At 71.7% G+C, this 16024-nt stretch carries 17 protein-coding genes and 1 tRNA gene; 10 read left to right on the top strand and 8 right to left on the bottom strand.

Features of this window, described 5'->3' with window-relative positions:
* Nucleotides 1-120 precede the first annotated feature (120 nt).
* From JN350_RS04955 to dcd, 4 genes are all read right to left on the bottom strand, one after another.
* The gene (locus tag JN350_RS04955; RefSeq protein ID WP_205463746.1) at nucleotides 121-468 is read right to left on the bottom strand and encodes a HepT-like ribonuclease domain-containing protein; all 348 of its coding nucleotides are present in this window, start codon (nucleotides 466-468) and stop codon (nucleotides 121-123) included.
* Nucleotides 465-608, bottom strand: coding sequence for a hypothetical protein (locus JN350_RS04950; protein WP_240347560.1), 144 nt, complete (start codon nucleotides 606-608; stop codon nucleotides 465-467). The genes JN350_RS04955 and JN350_RS04950 overlap by 4 nt, the downstream gene beginning before the upstream one ends.
* The gene (locus JN350_RS04945; RefSeq protein WP_205463744.1) at nucleotides 608-946 is read right to left on the bottom strand and encodes a helix-turn-helix domain-containing protein; all 339 of its coding nucleotides are present in this window, start codon (nucleotides 944-946) and stop codon (nucleotides 608-610) included. The genes JN350_RS04950 and JN350_RS04945 overlap by 1 nt, the downstream gene beginning before the upstream one ends.
* A 201-nt stretch (nucleotides 947-1147) precedes the next feature.
* Nucleotides 1148-1735, bottom strand: a complete 588-nt coding sequence (gene dcd, locus JN350_RS04940; protein ID WP_111085408.1) for a dCTP deaminase — start codon at nucleotides 1733-1735, stop codon at nucleotides 1148-1150.
* A gap of 89 nt (nucleotides 1736-1824) precedes the next feature.
* Between dcd and JN350_RS04935 the strand changes: the two genes are divergently transcribed.
* The 3 genes from JN350_RS04935 (at nucleotide 1825) to JN350_RS04925 (ending at nucleotide 5794) form a co-directional block, all read left to right on the top strand.
* A complete protein-coding gene (locus tag JN350_RS04935; RefSeq protein ID WP_205463743.1) occupies nucleotides 1825-2919 on the top strand; it encodes a GNAT family N-acetyltransferase in 1095 nt (364 codons plus the stop codon).
* A 9-nt stretch (nucleotides 2920-2928) separates the two neighbouring features.
* Nucleotides 2929-3627, top strand: a complete 699-nt coding sequence (locus tag JN350_RS04930; RefSeq protein WP_205463742.1) for a DUF6882 domain-containing protein — start codon at nucleotides 2929-2931, stop codon at nucleotides 3625-3627.
* A 106-nt stretch (nucleotides 3628-3733) separates the two neighbouring features.
* A complete protein-coding gene (locus tag JN350_RS04925; protein WP_205463741.1) occupies nucleotides 3734-5794 on the top strand; it encodes a cytochrome c oxidase assembly protein in 2061 nt (686 codons plus the stop codon).
* Nucleotides 5795-5867: 73 nt separating this feature from the next.
* On the opposite strand, the gene JN350_RS04920 is transcribed toward JN350_RS04925, so the two are convergent.
* The 4 genes from JN350_RS04920 to JN350_RS04905 all read right to left on the bottom strand — a co-directional run bounded on the left by JN350_RS04920 (nucleotide 5868) and on the right by JN350_RS04905 (nucleotide 10428).
* On the bottom strand, nucleotides 5868-8282 hold the full coding sequence (locus tag JN350_RS04920; protein WP_205463740.1) for an Ig-like domain repeat protein: 2415 nt from the start codon (nucleotides 8280-8282) through the stop codon (nucleotides 5868-5870).
* Between the two features lie 712 nt (nucleotides 8283-8994).
* Nucleotides 8995-9342, bottom strand: a complete 348-nt coding sequence (locus JN350_RS04915) for a hypothetical protein (protein WP_205463739.1) — start codon at nucleotides 9340-9342, stop codon at nucleotides 8995-8997.
* Nucleotides 9332-9664, bottom strand: coding sequence for a hypothetical protein (locus JN350_RS04910; RefSeq protein ID WP_205463738.1), 333 nt, complete (start codon nucleotides 9662-9664; stop codon nucleotides 9332-9334). Before JN350_RS04910 ends, JN350_RS04915 begins: the two co-directional genes overlap by 11 nt.
* A gap of 8 nt (nucleotides 9665-9672) precedes the next feature.
* Nucleotides 9673-10428 (bottom strand): DUF6177 family protein, encoded by a 756-nt coding sequence (locus JN350_RS04905; protein WP_205463737.1) that lies wholly within the window; start codon nucleotides 10426-10428, stop codon nucleotides 9673-9675.
* Nucleotides 10429-10627: 199 nt separating this feature from the next.
* Between JN350_RS04905 and JN350_RS04900 the strand changes: the two genes are divergently transcribed.
* The 7 genes from JN350_RS04900 (at nucleotide 10628) to bla (ending at nucleotide 15936) form a co-directional block, all read left to right on the top strand.
* A tRNA-Gly gene (locus tag JN350_RS04900) sits at nucleotides 10628-10701 on the top strand.
* Nucleotides 10702-10715: 14 nt separating this feature from the next.
* Entirely contained in the window at nucleotides 10716-11333 is a 618-nt protein-coding gene (locus JN350_RS04895; RefSeq protein WP_205463736.1) for a GntR family transcriptional regulator, read from the top strand.
* A 300-nt stretch (nucleotides 11334-11633) separates the two neighbouring features.
* On the top strand, nucleotides 11634-12299 hold the full coding sequence (locus tag JN350_RS04890) for an MFS transporter (protein ID WP_205463735.1): 666 nt from the start codon (nucleotides 11634-11636) through the stop codon (nucleotides 12297-12299).
* A complete protein-coding gene (locus JN350_RS04885) occupies nucleotides 12296-12961 on the top strand; it encodes an MFS transporter (protein WP_205463734.1) in 666 nt (221 codons plus the stop codon). The genes JN350_RS04890 and JN350_RS04885 overlap by 4 nt, the downstream gene beginning before the upstream one ends.
* A 71-nt stretch (nucleotides 12962-13032) precedes the next feature.
* On the top strand, nucleotides 13033-13935 hold the full coding sequence (locus JN350_RS04880; protein ID WP_205463733.1) for an ABC transporter substrate-binding protein: 903 nt from the start codon (nucleotides 13033-13035) through the stop codon (nucleotides 13933-13935).
* Nucleotides 13932-14942: an ornithine cyclodeaminase family protein gene (locus JN350_RS04875; RefSeq protein ID WP_205463732.1), complete on the top strand. Its 1011-nt coding sequence runs from the start codon at nucleotides 13932-13934 to the stop codon at nucleotides 14940-14942. The genes JN350_RS04880 and JN350_RS04875 overlap by 4 nt, the downstream gene beginning before the upstream one ends.
* Nucleotides 14943-15009: 67 nt before the next feature.
* On the top strand, nucleotides 15010-15936 hold the full coding sequence (gene bla, locus JN350_RS04870; protein WP_240347559.1) for a class A beta-lactamase: 927 nt from the start codon (nucleotides 15010-15012) through the stop codon (nucleotides 15934-15936).
* Nucleotides 15937-16024: the final 88 nt, after the last annotated feature.

Genomic DNA, 16024 nt, shown 5'->3' with positions numbered 1-16024 from the left:
TCGGGGCCGTCCTGCGTCGTCGTGGGGCCGCCACGGTCCGGACGGGAGGCACGGGGCACGTCGTGATCCGTGCCTCCCGTCCGCCCGCACGCACGTCCAGTGCCCGCGCGACGCGGCGGGTCAGCGTCCGGTCGCGCGCAACCGCCGCGCCGCCTCCGCCAGGGACGGCACGTCCGTGCGGGCGGTGCCGAAGACCACCGCCCGGGTGGTGTCGAAGTAACGCCGGGTCAGGCGGTCGCCGAGGTCGGACACGCGGGACCACGGGATGTCCGGTTCGCTCGCGGTGACGGTGCTCGGCAGGACACGGACCGCCTCGCCGATCTCGACCAACCGCATCCGGACGGCGTCGTGCACCAGGTCCTCGGGCAGCCGCTCGTCACTGACGTACCGGCCGATGGCCTCGCACGCGCCGATGACGTCGTCGAGTCGATCGCCGACCAGCCGGCGCGTCACCGGTTCCTCGCTCACAGCGGCACCGCGCGCCGGACGACTTCGGGGCTCATGCCGGCGGCGTCCACGACGTCGACGCGCACGCCGAGCAGTCGTTCCGCCGCGTCCTGTATCCGCATGAGCGCGAAGATCCCGAGGCCGGCGTCGACGTCGATCATCAGGTCGACGTCGCTGCCCGGGCCGTCGTCCCCGCGGGCGACGCTGCCGAACAACCGGGGTTGCGGCCACCGAACCGCTCCACGACGGCGATCAGGTCCAGCCGAGCGGCGGCGACACGGTCGCGCAACGGCGGTGGATCCTCGACCGGCAGCAGGTCGATCGACGTGGTGAATCCCGCGGCACGGAGCATGCGCTGGAGTGCGGCGAGCGAGGGCTCGCGGCGACCGTTCTCGTACGTGCTGATGACGCTCTGCGTGACGCCCGCGCGACGGGCGAGCTGGACCTGCGTCAGTTCGGCTCGATCGCGGGCGTCACGGATGAGCGCGGCCGCCGACACCGGGGACGTCGGATGTGGTGCAGCTTCTGGACATGCTGTAACGATACACAGAATGCGACATTTCGTCCGCAGGATGACGCGGCGGTGTCATGGCGGTGGGGTCGTCGCGGTGGGGTCGTCGCGGCACGGCAGGCGACCCGGAACGACATCATCGACGTCGCACGACGTCGATCATGTCGTTCCGGGTCGGGTGGACCGCGGTCAGGGGCGTGCTGACACGTCCGCGCGGTGGAAGTTCTGCGCCGAGCGGGACGGGGTCGGGCCCCGCTGGCCCTGGTACCGCGACTGGTACTCGGCCGAGCCGTACGGCTTGTCGGCGGGACTGGACAGCTGGAAGAAGCACAGCTGCCCGATCTTCATGCCGGGCCAGAGCTTGATCGGCAACGTCGCGACGTTCGACAGCTCGAGCGTCACGTGGCCGGAGAACCCGGGGTCGATGAAGCCCGCGGTCGAGTGGGTCAGCAGGCCGAGGCGCCCGAGGGAGCTCTTGCCCTCGAGCCGCGCGGCGATGTCGTCGGGCAACGTGACGACCTCGTACGTCGAGCCGAGCACGAACTCGCCGGGGTGCAGCACGAACGCCTCGTCCGGGTCGGTCTCGACCAACCGGGTCAGGTCGGGCTGGTCGACCGCCGGGTCGATGTGCGGGTACTTGTGGTTGTCGAACAGCCGGAAGAACTTGTCGAGCCGGACGTCGATGCTCGACGGCTGGACGAGCGAGGCGTCGTGGGGGTCGAGACCGATCCGGCCCTCGGCGAGCTGGGCGGTGATGTCGCGATCGGAGAGCAGCACGCCGTGCAGCCTAGCGGCAGCGGACCCCCGCCGATATGCTGCGAGGCTGTCCGGGGCCGGGCGGCGTCGCACCGCCGGGAGGAACCGACATGACCGCGTACACCGTCCACGAACTCGTGGTCCCCGCCACGATGGACGACGATCCGGGGACCGTGCGGGCGTTCCGCGAGTGGGTCGACGTGCAGAACCGCGCCGAGGTGTCGATCACCGGACTGCCGGAGCTGCTCTGGACGCCCGAGGAACAACTGCCGTACCTGATCGACCCCGACGCGCCCAGCAGACTGTTCCTGGTCCGTGACGACGAGGGGGCCGCGGTGGGGGCCGGCTCGTACGAATCGAAGGCGGTCGCGGACGCCCCGAACTGCTGGATGGCGGTCAGCGTGGCGCCCGAGCACCGGCGCCGTGGCATCGGCACGCTCCTGGCCGAGCACGTCGAAGCGGTCGCGAGGCAGCAGGGCCGCACGCAGTGGAAGACGTACGCCGTGTCACGGCAGGTCGGTCCGGCCGCGGGCCCCGGGTACCTCCGTGCACCGACCGGGTTCGGTGTCGTGCCCGAGGACGACCCCGGAATACGGTTCCTGACGGGCCGGGGTTGGCGGTTCGGCCAGGTGAACCGGATCAGCCGACTGGAGCTCCCAGCCGAGCCCGATGCCCTCTCCGGCATCCGCGCGGCGGCGACGCGGGCGGCGGCCGACCGGTACCGCGTGCACACCTGGGCCGGACCGACTCCGCCCCTGTGGCAGACGGACGTCGCACTCCTCCTGACCCGGATGAGCACCGATGCCCCGTCCGGCGACATGGACGAGCCCGAGGACGCCTGGACGGTCGATCGACTCCGAACGCACGAGCAGCACCTCGACGACGGCCCGCGCACGATGCGCACCGTGGCTGTGGAGGACGTGTTGTCCGGCTCACTGGTCGGCTTCACCCAGCTCGCCGTCCCCGGGCCCGTGGTCCAGCCGGTGATGCAGGGCGACACCCTGGTGCTCCGCGAGCACCGCGGACACCGGCTCGGGTGGCTGCTCAAGGTCGTCGGGATCGAGACGATCGAGCGTGACCACCCGGGGCACCCGTCGATCATCACCTTCAACGCCGAGGAGAACCGCCCGATGCTCGACGTGAACGAGGCCGTCGGGTTCGTCGGCGTCGGCAACGAGGGGATCTGGGAACACCGCCCGGCGTAGGGTTCCCCCATGGCGCGCTCACGGGGGATGGACGGTCTGGTCAGCGACGGGGTCTTCCTGGCCTGGGAAGCGCAGCTGCAGCTCGCCGACCTGTACGACGACCACGAACGCTGGAACGTCGACCTCGCCGCCGGCACCCTGCAGTTCGTCGGGCCGCACCCAGGCGAGTTCCGGATCCAGCTCCTGGGATCGGCCGCACCGGGGCCGCGCAGCTGGCTCTGGGGCTGGGCGAACCCGTCGCAGTACCCCGCGTCGGTCCTCGCCGCCGCGAACGCCACCCGCGCGCTGGGCGAACGGCTCGGCATCCCGGAACTCGTGCAGGGCGAGGTCCCGTTCGGCGAGCACCGGCAGGCCGACGCCGCAGACGCCGGCTACGAGTTCGCGTGGGACATGTCGATCGCGGCACGGCTGGCGACCGGTTCGTGGTTCGGCTTCGGCGGGCACGTGGGCGGGGGCTCCCGCCTCTGGGTGCTGTTCGAGGGCCTGCTGTTCACACCACCGACGGTCCCTCGGATGGTCCGGGTCTTCGGTGAGGGCCTGCAGACGACCGAGGTGCACGACCACCGCCGCGCCGTGGGGAGCTGGGCATCGCTGCGCGGTGTCCCGTGGGACGGGCGCACGCTGACGTTGGCGGACGGGACCATCACGGTCGACTTCGACGACCTGGGCCGGATCCGCGACCTGCAGGGGTCGTCGGCGCGAGCCTGAGGCGGCCGCAGCGCGCGCTGCGGACTGACACCGCTCCCCCAGACCGACCCGCCTACCATGGAGGGTCCGCGGTCTCGCGGACGCACGCGTCCCTGGAACAAGGTTGATGACCGTCACGTCCCCCGCAACCCAGCCCGGAGGCCCGGCGCCGGAATCCGCGCCCGTCACCGCGCGCACGTCCACCGTCGCGACCGTACTGGTCGTCGCCATCCCGCTCGCGGTCGCGTGTTCGCTCCTCGGCCTGACGATCACCGGGGCGTTCACCGCGAACCAGCAGCTGGTGTCCGCCGGCGACGTGGTCGAGTACGGCCTGCCGATCGCCCGCGTGGTGCACGACACCATGGCGGCGCTGACCGTCGGCCTGCTCATCGTCGCCGCGTTCGCGCTGCCGGCGCAGAAGAAGGACCACCGGGCACTCTCGAGCGTGCAGCACCGCGCCACGCGCTGGGCGGCGGCGACCGGATCGATCTGGTTCCTCGCCGCGGCCGTGACCGTCGTGTTGACCGGCGCCAACACCCTCGGCGTCCCGCTCACCAGTCCGGTGTTCGCCCGCAACTTCATGCTGTTCGCGTTCCAGGTCGAGATCGGCCAGGCGCTCGTGGTCTCCGCGGCGGCGATCCTCGTCGCGACCGTGCTCGCCGCGTTCGCCACCCGGGTCACGACGCTCGCCGTCGCCACCGTGTTCGGCCTCTTCGCGCTGCTCCCCCTGGCACTGTCCGGCCACGCCGCCGGCTCGCTCGAGCACGCCAACGCCGTGAACTCCCTCGCGATCCACCTGATCGGGGTGTGCGTCTGGGCCGGCGGGCTCGTCGCCGTGGTGCTGCTGCGCACCCGCACGAAGGGTGCGACCGGACGGGTGGTCTCCCGGTACTCGACGCTGGCCGGTTGGTCGTTCGGCGCCGTCGCGTTCTCCGGCATCGTCAACGCCTCGCTGCGACTGACCGGCCCGCTCGACCTCGTCACCACCCCGTACGGCGCACTCATCACCGTCAAGGCCGTCATCCTGGTGCTGCTCGGGGTCGCCGGCGTCGTGCAGCGCCGCAAGCTGGTGCCCGGGCTGCTCCGCGCGCCGCTCGACCGCCGTCGGTTCACCCGGTTCGCGCTCGCCGAGATCGTGTTCATGGCCGTGGCGATCGGCGTCTCGGTGGCCGTGTCCCGCTCGCAGCCGCCGATCCCGCAGACGCCCGAGACCGGTGAGGACACCCGCTCCGGCCTGATCGGGTTCCCGTTCCCGCCGGCCCAGACGATGCACACGTACCTGACGCAGTGGCACATCGACTGGGTGTGGCTCGGGCTCGCCGTCGTCGGTGCCGTCTGGTACCTGCTCGCGGTGCGGAAGCTCCGGAAGCGCGGCGACAAGTGGCCCGTCGGGCGCACCATCGCCTGGGTGATCGGCTGCGCCCTGTTCATCTGGACCACGTCGGCCGGACCGGCCGTGTACGGCATGATCCACTTCTCGTCGCACATGGTCCAGCACATGCTGCTCATGATGTTCGTGCCGCTGCCGCTCGTGCTCGGCGGCCCGGTGCTGCTGGCCATGCGCACCCTGCCGGTCCGCAACGACGGTTCCCGCGGGGCCCGCGAGTGGCTCATGCTCTTCGTGCACTCGCGGTACATGCAGTTCATGGGGAAGCCCGCCGTGGCGGGTGTGATCTTCGCCGGGTCGCTCGTGGTGTTCTACTTCACGCCGGCGTACCAGGCGGCGATGCAGTCGCACGAGTGGCACGTCGCGATGGTCGTCCACTTCGTGCTGAGCGGCTACCTGTTCTTCTGGGTGTTCGTCGGCGTCGACCCGGGGCCGAAGCGGCCGCCGTACCCGATCCTGATCATCGCGCTGCTCGCGACGCTGGCCTTCCACGCGTTCTTCGGCGTCGCCGTGATGACATCGCAGTCGGTGTTCGCGATCGACTGGTTCCACGCACTCGGCCAGACGAACGACGCCGCACTGCTCGACGACCAGCACACCGGCGGCGGCATCGCCTGGGGTGCCTCCGAGCTGCCGATGGTCTTCGTGGCCCTGCTCGTGGTGCGGAACTGGATCCGCACGGACAAGCGCGACGCGAAGCGGCTCGACCGCAAGGCCGAGCGCGACGGCGACGCCGACCTGAAGGCGTACAACGAACGTCTGGCGGCGATCAACGCGACCGACACCGCGCGCCGCGACTGACCGACACCAGACACACGAACAGGACGGCGCCCCGGGCATCTGCCCGGGGCGCCGTCCTCGTCCGTGCGGCCGGTTACTCCGCGGTGGTGTCGGCCACGGTGCCGCGAGCGGCCCGGGTGCGACGGACCATCAGGAGCACCAGGCCCGCGATGAGCAGCGCTGCGGCGAGTGCCATGGCGGTGCCCACGGCGACGGGCGAACCCGTGAACGCGAGCGCACCGGTGGTGGTCGGCGCAGGCGTGGCGGACACGGTGGCCGACGGCGCGGGCGCCGAGGTCTCCGGCGTGGTCGGCTCGTCGGTCGGCTCGACGGCGGGGAGCGCCGCGACGACGATCTCGAGCGCGCTGCTCGACGCGGCGAACGACGCGTCACCGCTGTAGGCAGCCGTGACCGTGTTCGTGCCGACCGGCAGGGCGTTGGTCTCGCAGGTCGACTCGGGCAACGTGACGGTGCACACGACGGTGCCGTCCGCGGCCGTGAAGGTCACGGTGCCGGTCGCGCCGGTGGGCAGGCCGGACGCGGTCAGGCGGACCTTCGAGCCGACGACCGGAGCCGTCGCGTCGGTGCTCGCCACGAGCGCCGTCGACTGCGCGGTCACGACCAGCTCGAACGGGGCGCCGTCGGCGGCCTCGTAGTTGTCGTCGCCGCTGTAGTGGGCGTGCACGGTGTACTTGCCGCCCGGCAGGTCGGACGGGATCGCGCACGTGGTGTCGGGCAGCGTCGCGGTGCACAGGACGGTGCCGTCGTCGGTGACGTACTCGATGGTGCCGGTGGCGTCCTCGGGCACGTTCGGGGTGTCGAGCGTGGTGGTCTCGCCGTGCGTGACCGTCACCGTGGTGTCGGGTACGGTCGGCTCGCCGCCGTCGCTCGGGTCGCCGCCACCGGTAGCGGGCTGGGTGCCGATGGTCGCCGAGGCCTTGCGGACGGTCAGGTCCACTGCGACCGAGGTCGAGCCGGCGTGCAGCGCGTCGCCGGAGTAGACGGCGGTCACCGTGTGCGTGCCGGCGCCGAGGTCCTCGGCCACGCAGCTCGTGTCGGGGAGCGTCGCCGTGCACAGGACGGTGGTGCCATCGCGGTACTCGATCGTGCCGGTCGGCGCGGCGACCGTCTCCGAGCCGGAGCCCAGGCCGGTGGCGTCGAGCGTGATCCGCTCGCCGTACGCAGCGGACGTCGGGGTCGACTCGACCACGACGGCCGTCGGCACCTTGGTCGCGGTGAGCGTGCCCGTGCCGGTCGCAGCGGTGTGGTCCGCGTCACCCTCGTAGGTCGCGGTGACCCCGCGGGAGCCGACCGTCGACGTCGTCGTGTCGCACGAGGCCGCACCGTCGACGATCGTCGCCGTGCAGAGCACCGCGCCGGTCTCGGTGTCGGTGAACGTGACGGTGCCGGTCGGCGCGGTTGCACCGGTCTTCGCGGACGATGCGACCTGGGCGGTCAGCGCGACCGTGTCGCCCACCGTCGCGGTGGCGTCGTCGACCGTGAGCGTCGTGCCCTGCTGCTGGACGGTCAGGACGCGGGTGACGGTGACCGCCTCGGCGTCCGTGGACGCCAGGACGGTGGAGATCGTCGCGGTGCGCGCTGCGCCGGTCACCGTGTACGGGATCGAGAGCGTCGGCAGGACCGTGCCGGGTGCGAGGGGCGATGCCGCGTCGACGGCCTGGTCGCACGTGACGACCTGCCCGACGGGCGGCTGGCAGGTCCAGCCCGCACCGGTCACGCCGGAGACGTCGGGCGTGACGCCCGCCGGGAACGTGGTGGTCGTGCGCACGAGCTGGGACTCGGAGCCACCGTCAGCGGAGACGGTGGGGGTGACCGTGTACGCGCCGGAACCGGCGTGCGCGACGGTTCCCGTGCCTCCCGTGCTGGCGGTCAGCACCGGCACCGGACCGGCGGCCGTCGTGGTGCGGAGGTAGTTGACCTCGTGGATGTCGTTCTGTCCGCCGGTGCCCGCGACCCATCCGTAGGTGAGCTTGTAGGGGTAGCCGGTGGCGGGGTCGACCCACGACGGGTCGACGTTCGCGGCGTTGCCGGTGGTGAGCTTCGGCAGGGCGCCACGGACGATCTGCTGCGTGCCGCCGATGGAGGTGAAGACGACCGCGTACTGCCCGGCGGGAACGGACACCGCGGTGTTCTCCTGCGCGGTGAGCGCCGACGACGTCGGGTTGATCACGATCTCGACGGGGACCTTGGCCTGCGCACGGTCCGTGACGCCGGTCTTGTTGAGCGACCCGTTGACCACGGTGCGGGACTGCACGCAGTAGCCGGTGCCGCCGTCGCCGGGGCCTCGGACGGTCACGGCGTTCGCCGTGAGGGTCCGGTTCGTCCCCTGGTCGGTCGTGCAGCCGGTACCGCCGAACTCGCGGTTGCCGAAGTTGCCGAAGCGGTCGAGGCCGATGCCGAGGTACGCGTGGGAGAGGCCCTGCGCGTTGTTCGCGGTGCTCGCGCTGTAGCCGAGCGAACCGCCCAGGTAGCCGATCTTCGCCGGCACGGTCGGGTTGTACGGGTCGGTCGCGGCGAGGTAGAAGACGATGCCGTCAGCCGAGGTGCCGTTGTACTGGTAGCTGTCGAAGACCGCGTCGACGCCCTTGGTGATCGGGACGGACTGCTTCGCCCCGAGGCCACCGGCCTGGTTGTTCTCCGCACCGGTCAGGCGGAGCGCGCCGCTGCCGTCCGCGTCCGTGGCACCGGCACACGTCGGGACCGAGCCGGTGTTCGACGAGCCGGCTGCCGGCTTCGCAGTGAGGCACGCGACGTTCGCGGCACCGGACTGCGTCGACGGCAGGATGTAGGCGGTGCCGGCGCTCGCGCCGGTGAACCCTCGTTCACGAAGGTGGTCTGCGCGGGTGCCGCGGCGGACGCGGTGGTCGTGCCGAGCCCGACGAGCGCGACGCCCGCGAGTCCGGCGACGACCACGCCGGTGAGGATCTTGCGAGCGCGCGCGACGGCGCGCCCCTGGTGGTGTGTACGCACTGGAGCCCTGTTCAGTGAGAAGGGTGCCGACGAGGAGCGTGCTCGCCCGGCTCGTCGGCTCGGGTCCTCACACCGTAGAGCGGCGCTGAGTACTCGCGGGTCTCGAAACCTGCGTTCTCACCACAACTGGGGGCACGGCGCGGCCGATCCGCGCGACGAGTCGCTCCGGCAGGCGTCGTGTCGGGTCGCGGCGGCTCCGGCAGGCGTCGCGTCGGGCTGCGTCGGTTCCGTCAGTCGCCGTGGACGATGCAGACCGCGTCGAGGTCGAGTGCGGCCTCGAGCGCCGCCGTGATCCCGGACTCCCCGTCGGCCCCCGCGGGGGTGACGGTGTCGACCCACCACAGCGGCGTCGCGATCGTCGGGGCGTCCGGCAGGATGCGTTCGACCTCGTCGAACGAGTCGACCCGCCGCACCCCGAGCACGGTGATCACCGGGTGCGTGGCGTCGCGGCAGACCTGCAGCATGGGGCCGTCGTCGAGGGCTCGGACGCCCCAGGACTCGTCGTGCAGGAGCAGCGCCTCGGCGACCTCCCGCGGCTCGACCGGCTGGCGGCAGAGGATGGTGACGTCACGCGGCACCGTGACCGCCTGCCACCCGGGCGTCCCGCACGTGTCCGTCGAGCGTGCCCTCGTCGTGGGCGGGGTCGAGGGGCGCTCCGCCGACGAGCTGCAGGAAGCGGTCCTCGTCGATGCGGTCGAGGAAGGACTCGAGGGCTTCCCAGCCGTCCTCGAAGCGGACGATCATCCCGCCGTCGACGACGTGCGTGTCGCCTGCTCCGGATCGGGTGCCGAACGTCGCCGTCGTGGTGCGCGGTGGCGGCCAGACCCCGTCGCGGTCCAGGAAATCGGAGGCTTCCGGTCCGACGACGACGGCGAGCGGCGACGGCTCGCCGTGCGACACCGAGCGGATCAGGTGGTCGGCGTCCCCCGGCGCTGCATCACCACGCCGAAGACGGGCACGACCTGGTCCGCGACCTGCTGCACGGCGTCGAACAGGCGGTTCGCGAGCTCCGGGTCGGTGTTCTCCTCGGGCACGGTCAACACGGCGGACATCGTCTCGACGACGACGCCACCGACCAGGTGGGCGGTCATCGTCGCGGAGAAGCCCTCGCCGACGGCGTACGAGGTCGACACCCCGGGCGCCTCGTGCTTGGCGTACTGCGTGACGACCCATCGGTCCCACGGCACGGTGAGCGGTTCGGCGGTGCCCCAGCGGGTGGGGCAGGTGCCGACGGTGTGGCACAGGGCCTCGATCGCGGACCCCATGTCCACAGCACGCTCGGCGTGGTGGCGGAGCGTCAGGTCGATGCTGATCTGGCGGACGGAGTCCGCTGCGACGGGGTGCTCGGGCGAGGGCGTGCCGACGAGTTCGGGGCCGCGGTGCACGAAGTCCTCGATGCCCGAGGCTGCTGCACCCGTCCGGCCGTCGCGCAGTGTCCCGTCGAAGTCGGCGACGGCCCACGCGGCACCGTACGCACCGAGCGCGTGCCGCAGGGCGGGGGTGATCGCGGATTCGCGCCCCGTCCGCAGCACGACCATGCGGCCGGCGTCCGCCGAACGACGGAGCAGCGAGGCGAGCGCGTCCGTCAGCCACACGACCGGCGAGGCGGACTCGACCACGATGGCGGGACCGACCACGTCGTCGATGAGGGGATGCCTGACCATCCGGGTCCTCCTCGGGTTCGTCGGCGCTGGAACTCCCTGGACGGTACACACGACGACGACACCTGTCCGTCAGGCTGGCGTGCTCACAGCGGAGACTCGGGAGGCACGACACACGCCCGACAGGAGGCGTACGGTGCGCGGTCGGCTGGCTTCCAGGCGAGAATCCGCTAGGCTTGCCGAGTCCCGTTCTGCGGGGTGCGCGAGTGTAGTTCAATGGTAGAACTCCAGCTTCCCAAGCTGGTAGCGCGGGTTCGATTCCCGTCACTCGCTCCAACTAGCATCGTGCTGTGGAGTCCAAGCCGGCATCTGTCCTCAAGGCGATCAGGGCCGAGATCATCGCCGGCACGCTCGCACGTGGCTCCCGGCTGAAGGAAGACGCCCTCGCCGAACGCTTCGGCGTCTCGCGGGTCCCCGTGCGCGAAGCACTCCGGCAGCTGGAGACCGAGGGGTTCGTCGAGTCCGAGAAGTTCAAGGGCGTCCGGGTCGCCGACTCCTCGACCGAGGTGGTCATCGAGCTCATGCAGATCCGCCGGGGGCTCGAGGTGCTCGCCGCCGAGCTCGCCGCGCGTCGCCAGGGTGGCGAGTGCGCCGACCTGCTCCGCGCCGTCGGTCACGAGGAACGGTCCGACCAAGAGGTCGAGGCTGCGCACTCACCGCGGTTCGCGTTCCACGGGCTGGTGGCACGCGCCTCGGGGAACAGCCGGCTCGAGACGATGATCGACCACCTGATCCACCAGACGGCGTGGGCGTTCGAGCGGGTCACGCAGGACGAGGTGGCGTCGAGCAGCGACGACCACACGGCCGTCGCCGGCGCGATCCTGCGCGGTGCCTCGGTGCAGGCGGGGCTGCTGATGGACGAGCACCTGCGCCGCGACGAAGCGATCTACCGGGCCCTGAACCCGTAGGAACGTATACAAAACAGTCCGCGAGCTTGGCGGGGACGCGTCTGGATGCTTGAACATCCGGGTGATTCAGGCAGCCGTAACGAACCGTCTCGTGTTCGAAACCAGCCTGAAACAGCTTTTCGTATACAAAAGAGTGACCGCACGGTGCACCCACCTCACTCTTCCCCCGCTGGAGTTACGAATGACTGCTGTAACCCGCTCCACCGCACCAACCCGAACCCCTCCGCTGCCCGACCCGAGGGCGGCATCGGATCCGCCCTCGACTCGATCGGCTTCACCCGGGCCCAGTTCTGGGTCCTCATGCTCATCCTCGCCGGCGAGTTCTTCGACACTCTCGAGCAGAACTCCGTCGGCGCCATGGCCACCAACATCAAGGCCTCGCTCGCCATCGGCGACGTGCAGCTCTCCACGATCAACACCGCCACCGTCCTCGGCGGCCTGGTCGGCCGGTTCCTGGCCGGCTGGCTCGCCGACAAGTACGGCCGGCGGTTCTCGCTCGGGCTCAACCTGCTCGTCTACACGCTCGGCGGCCTCCTCAGCGCCGTCTCCGTCAACTTCGACATGCTGCTCGTCAGCCGGTTCATCGTCGGGATCGGCGTCGGTGGCGAGTTCATGATCGGCATCGCGATGCTGTCCGAGATGGTGGCCACCAAGTACCGCGGCGGCCTCATCGCGACCATCAACGTCGGCGCCGGCGGCATCGGCAACTTCATCTCCTACGGCCTGTTCCTGCTGCTGCTCGGCCCGCTGGCCGTCCCGCTCGGTGGTGACGACCAGGTCTGGCGCTGGACGTTCGTGATCCTCGCGATCCCCGCCCTGTTCGTCGTCCTGTACCGCCGCAAGCTGCCCGAGACGCCTCGCTGGCTGCTGTCGAAGGGCCGGGTCGACGAGGCGAACCGGTCGCTCGCGGTTCTCGCCTCGAACACGCTCACCCCGCCCGCCGACGCCGCTCCCCGGTGCGCTTGACGCCGGCCGACCTGCCCCCGGTCGCCCTGCACTCGTCGCCCGCAGCGGTGTTCCACAAGCTGGTGCTCCGTCGCACGATCGCGATCGGCGTCGCCTCGTGGATGGCCTTCGGCGTGCAGGTCACGCTGAACTTCCTGATGCCGACCCTGCTCGTCGAGCGCGGGTACACGGTGTCGCAGAGCCTGCTCTACACCATGATCATGAACATCGGATCGCTCCTCGGGTGCACGGCAGCGGCGCTCCTGGCGAACCGTGTCGGACGACGGCCCCTCATCGCCGTCGCGGGCATCCTCGGCTGCCTGACCGCCCTGGCGTTCGCGGCCTTCGGCAACGACACCGCCGCGATCCTGGTCCTCGGCGCCCTGTTCCAGTTCTTCACGATGCTGACGAACACCACCCTCGCGGCGTGGACCGCCGAGGTCTACCCGACCGCGATCCGTGCCTCCGGCGCCTCGATCGTCAACGGCATCGGCAACATCGCCGGAGCGGTCATGCCGTTCGCCGCGATCGCGCTGTACGGCTCGTGGGCCTTCGCCGGTGTCTTCGGGCTCGCCGCCGTCATGTACGCGGTCCTCGTGGTCGCGTCACGCTTCGCCCCGGAGACCCGCGGCCGGTCGCTCGAGGACGTCAACGAGAACGCCCTCTCGACCACCACCGCCTGACCCGCCTGACCACCCGCACCACCCCGGTGGGCCGGACACCCCGGCCCACCGCCCCACGATCGGAGAACACCATGGACACCCTCAAGATCTCGGCGACCGCGAACGGCCTCAACTACCTGCCCGAGTACGTCGCCGACGTGGGCGGACTGTTCGCCGAGCGCGGCCTCTCCGTCACCGCGAAGGCCTGCGACCCGTGGACCGGCGTCCTCGACGACATCGACTCCCACGAGGCCGACCTCGCCCTCGGCGGTCTCTGGGTCCCCGCGATGTACGCCGGGACCCCGCGCAAGCTCTCGGTCGTGGGCCAGCTCAACCACGGGTTCCCGATGACCATCGTCGCCCGCGACGAGACGACCCCGATCACCCTGGACTGGCTCGCCGGCAAGGTCGTCCTGGCGCCCGGCGCCGGCGGCAGCGCCCCGTACGAGTTCACGGCCGGACTCGTCCGCGAGGCCGGGTTCGACGTCGCGGCGACCCGCTTCGTCCGCGACCTGTCGACCGCGATGCTCATCGAGCTGTACCAGGGCGGGCTCGGTGACGCGATCATCCTCGACCTCGTCTCCGCCCAGGAACTCGTCGCCGCCGGTGGGGGCACGATCGTCTTCCGGCACCTCGACTCCGGTGGGGTGATGCCGAACAGCGTCTACTACACGCGCACGGACCGCATCGACGAGGCTCGGCGACCGGGTCGGCCGGTTCATGGACGGCATCGCCGCCGCGATGGCCAAGATCACCGCGGGCGACGCCGACGCCGAGATCGCGGCCGTGCTCGCCGCCCGGTGGCCGGAGAAGGACGCCGCCCTGCTGCGACGGGCCGCCGACGAGATGGCTGCGGGGGCGTCTGGGACTCCGCGGTCGTCGACCGCGAGGCCTCGGACCGCTGGATGCGCATCCTCTTCGACGGTGGCCTCACGACCCACACCCCGTCGCTCGAGGAGCTGCTCGGCGCCTCGGCCGCCGTCACCGCGTCGTGACCGTCGTCCTCGGCGCCGCCGACGTCGCCGGTCTCATCGACGCCGTCGACGTCGTCGGGGCCGTGGAGGCCGTCCTCGCCGACCTCGGGACCGGCGCGATGCTGCAGCCGGCTCCGGTCGCCCTGACCGGCGCCGACGACGCGCTCTTCCTGCCGATGGCCGTGCGCTCCGACCGACTCGGGCTCGTCGCCGTCAAGCTGATGGCCGACATCCCCGACAACGGTGCGCGAGGGCTGCCGTCGCAGCGGTCCACGATCCTGGTGTCCTCGTCGGTCACCGGTGAGTGCGTCGCCGTGCTCGACGGCATGACGATCACCCGGGCACGGACCGCGGCGACGACCGTCGTCGCGACGGCGCACCTCGCCCGATCGGCCAGCCGGACCCTCGGGATCCTCGGCGCGGGCAACCTCGCCGTCGAGCACGTCCGCGCCTTCGAGGCGACGCGACCGTTCGAGCGGATCGTCCTGTGGTCACGGTCGTCCGGAACGGTCACCCGGTTCCTCGAGGCCGTCGGACCGGACGTGGCCAGACGGTGCGTGGTCGTACCGGAGGTCCGCCGCGTGGTCGAGGAAGCCGACGTGCTCTGCACCCTGACGCCCTCGGTCGACCCGATCGTCCGCGGCGCCTGGTTGCACGCCGGCCAGCACGTGAACGCGGTCGGGGCACGTCCCCGCCCGACGCACCGGGAGCTCGACGGCGCGGCGATGGCACGTGGCACGCTCTTCGTCGACAGCCGGGCCACCGCCTGGACGAAGTCGGGTGACCTGCTCGAGGCCGTGGTCGAGGGGGCGGTCCCGCAGGACCTCCACCCGGCGGAACTCGGCGAGGTCGTCGCCGGACGCGCACCCGGCCGGACCGGAGACGACGAGATCACCGTGTTCGACTCGGTCGGGCTCGGCGCGCAGGACCTCGCCGTCGCGGCCCGGCTGATCGACCTCGCACGCGAACGCGGTGTCGGGACGCAGGTCTCCGTCGCCCGGGTCGGGGTGTCGGTTCCCGGCGTGTGACCAGGGTCGAGCGGCAGGGTGCTCCCATGCGCCGTGCTCTCCCCTGGTCGTCGGCGGCACCGTCGCCGTGCTCGTCCTCGCCGGGTGCTCCGGTGGCGGCCCCGGTGCACCGACCGCGTCGGCCACGTCGTCCGCACGGTCCACGAGCACACCGACGAGCACCCCTGCGACGACGCCGCCGCCGCGGACGGACGCCGCGACCACCGCCGCGGTCCGCCGAGCACTCGCGGGCCTCGAACGCGAGTACGACGCCACGGTCGGCGTCGTCGCGACCGACACCGTCACGGGTGAGACGGTCGCGTACAACGGCGACCGACGCTTCGGCTACGCCTCGACCATCAAGGCGTTCGCCGCGGCACAGTTCCTGCGCTCGGTGCCCGCGGACGCCCGGAACGAGGTCGTGCACTGGACGGCCGCGGACGTCGCCGCTGCCGGGTACTCCCCCGTGACGGAACAGCACGTGGCCGACGGGCTGTCGTACGGGCAGCTGGCCGAGGCCGCCGTCCGGATGAGCGACAACACGGCCCTGAACCTCGTGCTCACGCGCATCGGCGGTCCGAGCGGCCTGGACGCCGCGCTGACCGGGCTCGGCGACACCACCACCGAGGTGGTCCACGGCGAGCCGGACCTCAACACCATCGAGCCGGGCAGCACCGAGGACACCACGACCCCGGCGGCGTTCACCGCAGCCCTGGCGACCGTGCTCGACGGCAGCACCCTGGACCGCGCCGACACCGCGCTGCTGGTCGACTGGATGGGCGGCAACGCGACCGGTGACGCACTCATCCGCGCTGGCGCACCCGACGGCTGGGTCGTGGTGGACAAGTCCGGGGGCGCCGGACCGATCCGGAACGACGTGGCGCGGGTGACCCCGCCCGGCGGCGACCCGATCGTGCTCTCGGTCCTGACCACCCGGAACGACCCCGACGCCGCCTACGACGACACCCTGGTGGCCCGGTCGGCATCGGCGGTGCTCGGCGCGTTCGACCGCTGATCGGCCGCTGATCGACCGGGACGGCGATCGCCGTTCTGCACCGCGTCACACGGCGTCATGAACGACACCTGTCGGGGACCTCGGGACA

Origin of the sequence: Curtobacterium sp. 24E2 (assembly GCF_016925595.1) — a bacterium.
GTDB lineage: Bacteria > Actinomycetota > Actinomycetes > Actinomycetales > Microbacteriaceae > Curtobacterium.
The sequence above is the reverse complement of the archived record's forward strand: the minus strand, read 5'-3'. Positions and strand labels throughout refer to the sequence as shown.

Bases quoted from the DNA above. Each gene is read 5' to 3' on its own strand.
- JN350_RS04950 (WP_240347560.1), bottom strand. From the start codon at position 608: ATGATCGACGTCGACGCCGGCCTCGGGATCTTCGCGCTCATGCGGATA.
- JN350_RS04935 (WP_205463743.1), top strand. From the start codon at position 1,825: ATGACCGCGTACACCGTCCACGAACTCGTGGTCCCCGCCACGATGGAC.
- JN350_RS04930 (WP_205463742.1), top strand. From the start codon at position 2,929: ATGGCGCGCTCACGGGGGATGGACGGTCTGGTCAGCGACGGGGTCTTC.
- JN350_RS04925 (WP_205463741.1), top strand. From the start codon at position 3,734: ATGACCGTCACGTCCCCCGCAACCCAGCCCGGAGGCCCGGCGCCGGAA.
- JN350_RS04905 (WP_205463737.1), bottom strand. From the start codon at position 10,428: ATGGTCAGGCATCCCCTCATCGACGACGTGGTCGGTCCCGCCATCGTG.
- JN350_RS04890 (WP_205463735.1), top strand. From the start codon at position 11,634: ATGCTCATCCTCGCCGGCGAGTTCTTCGACACTCTCGAGCAGAACTCC.
- JN350_RS04880 (WP_205463733.1), top strand. From the start codon at position 13,033: ATGGACACCCTCAAGATCTCGGCGACCGCGAACGGCCTCAACTACCTG.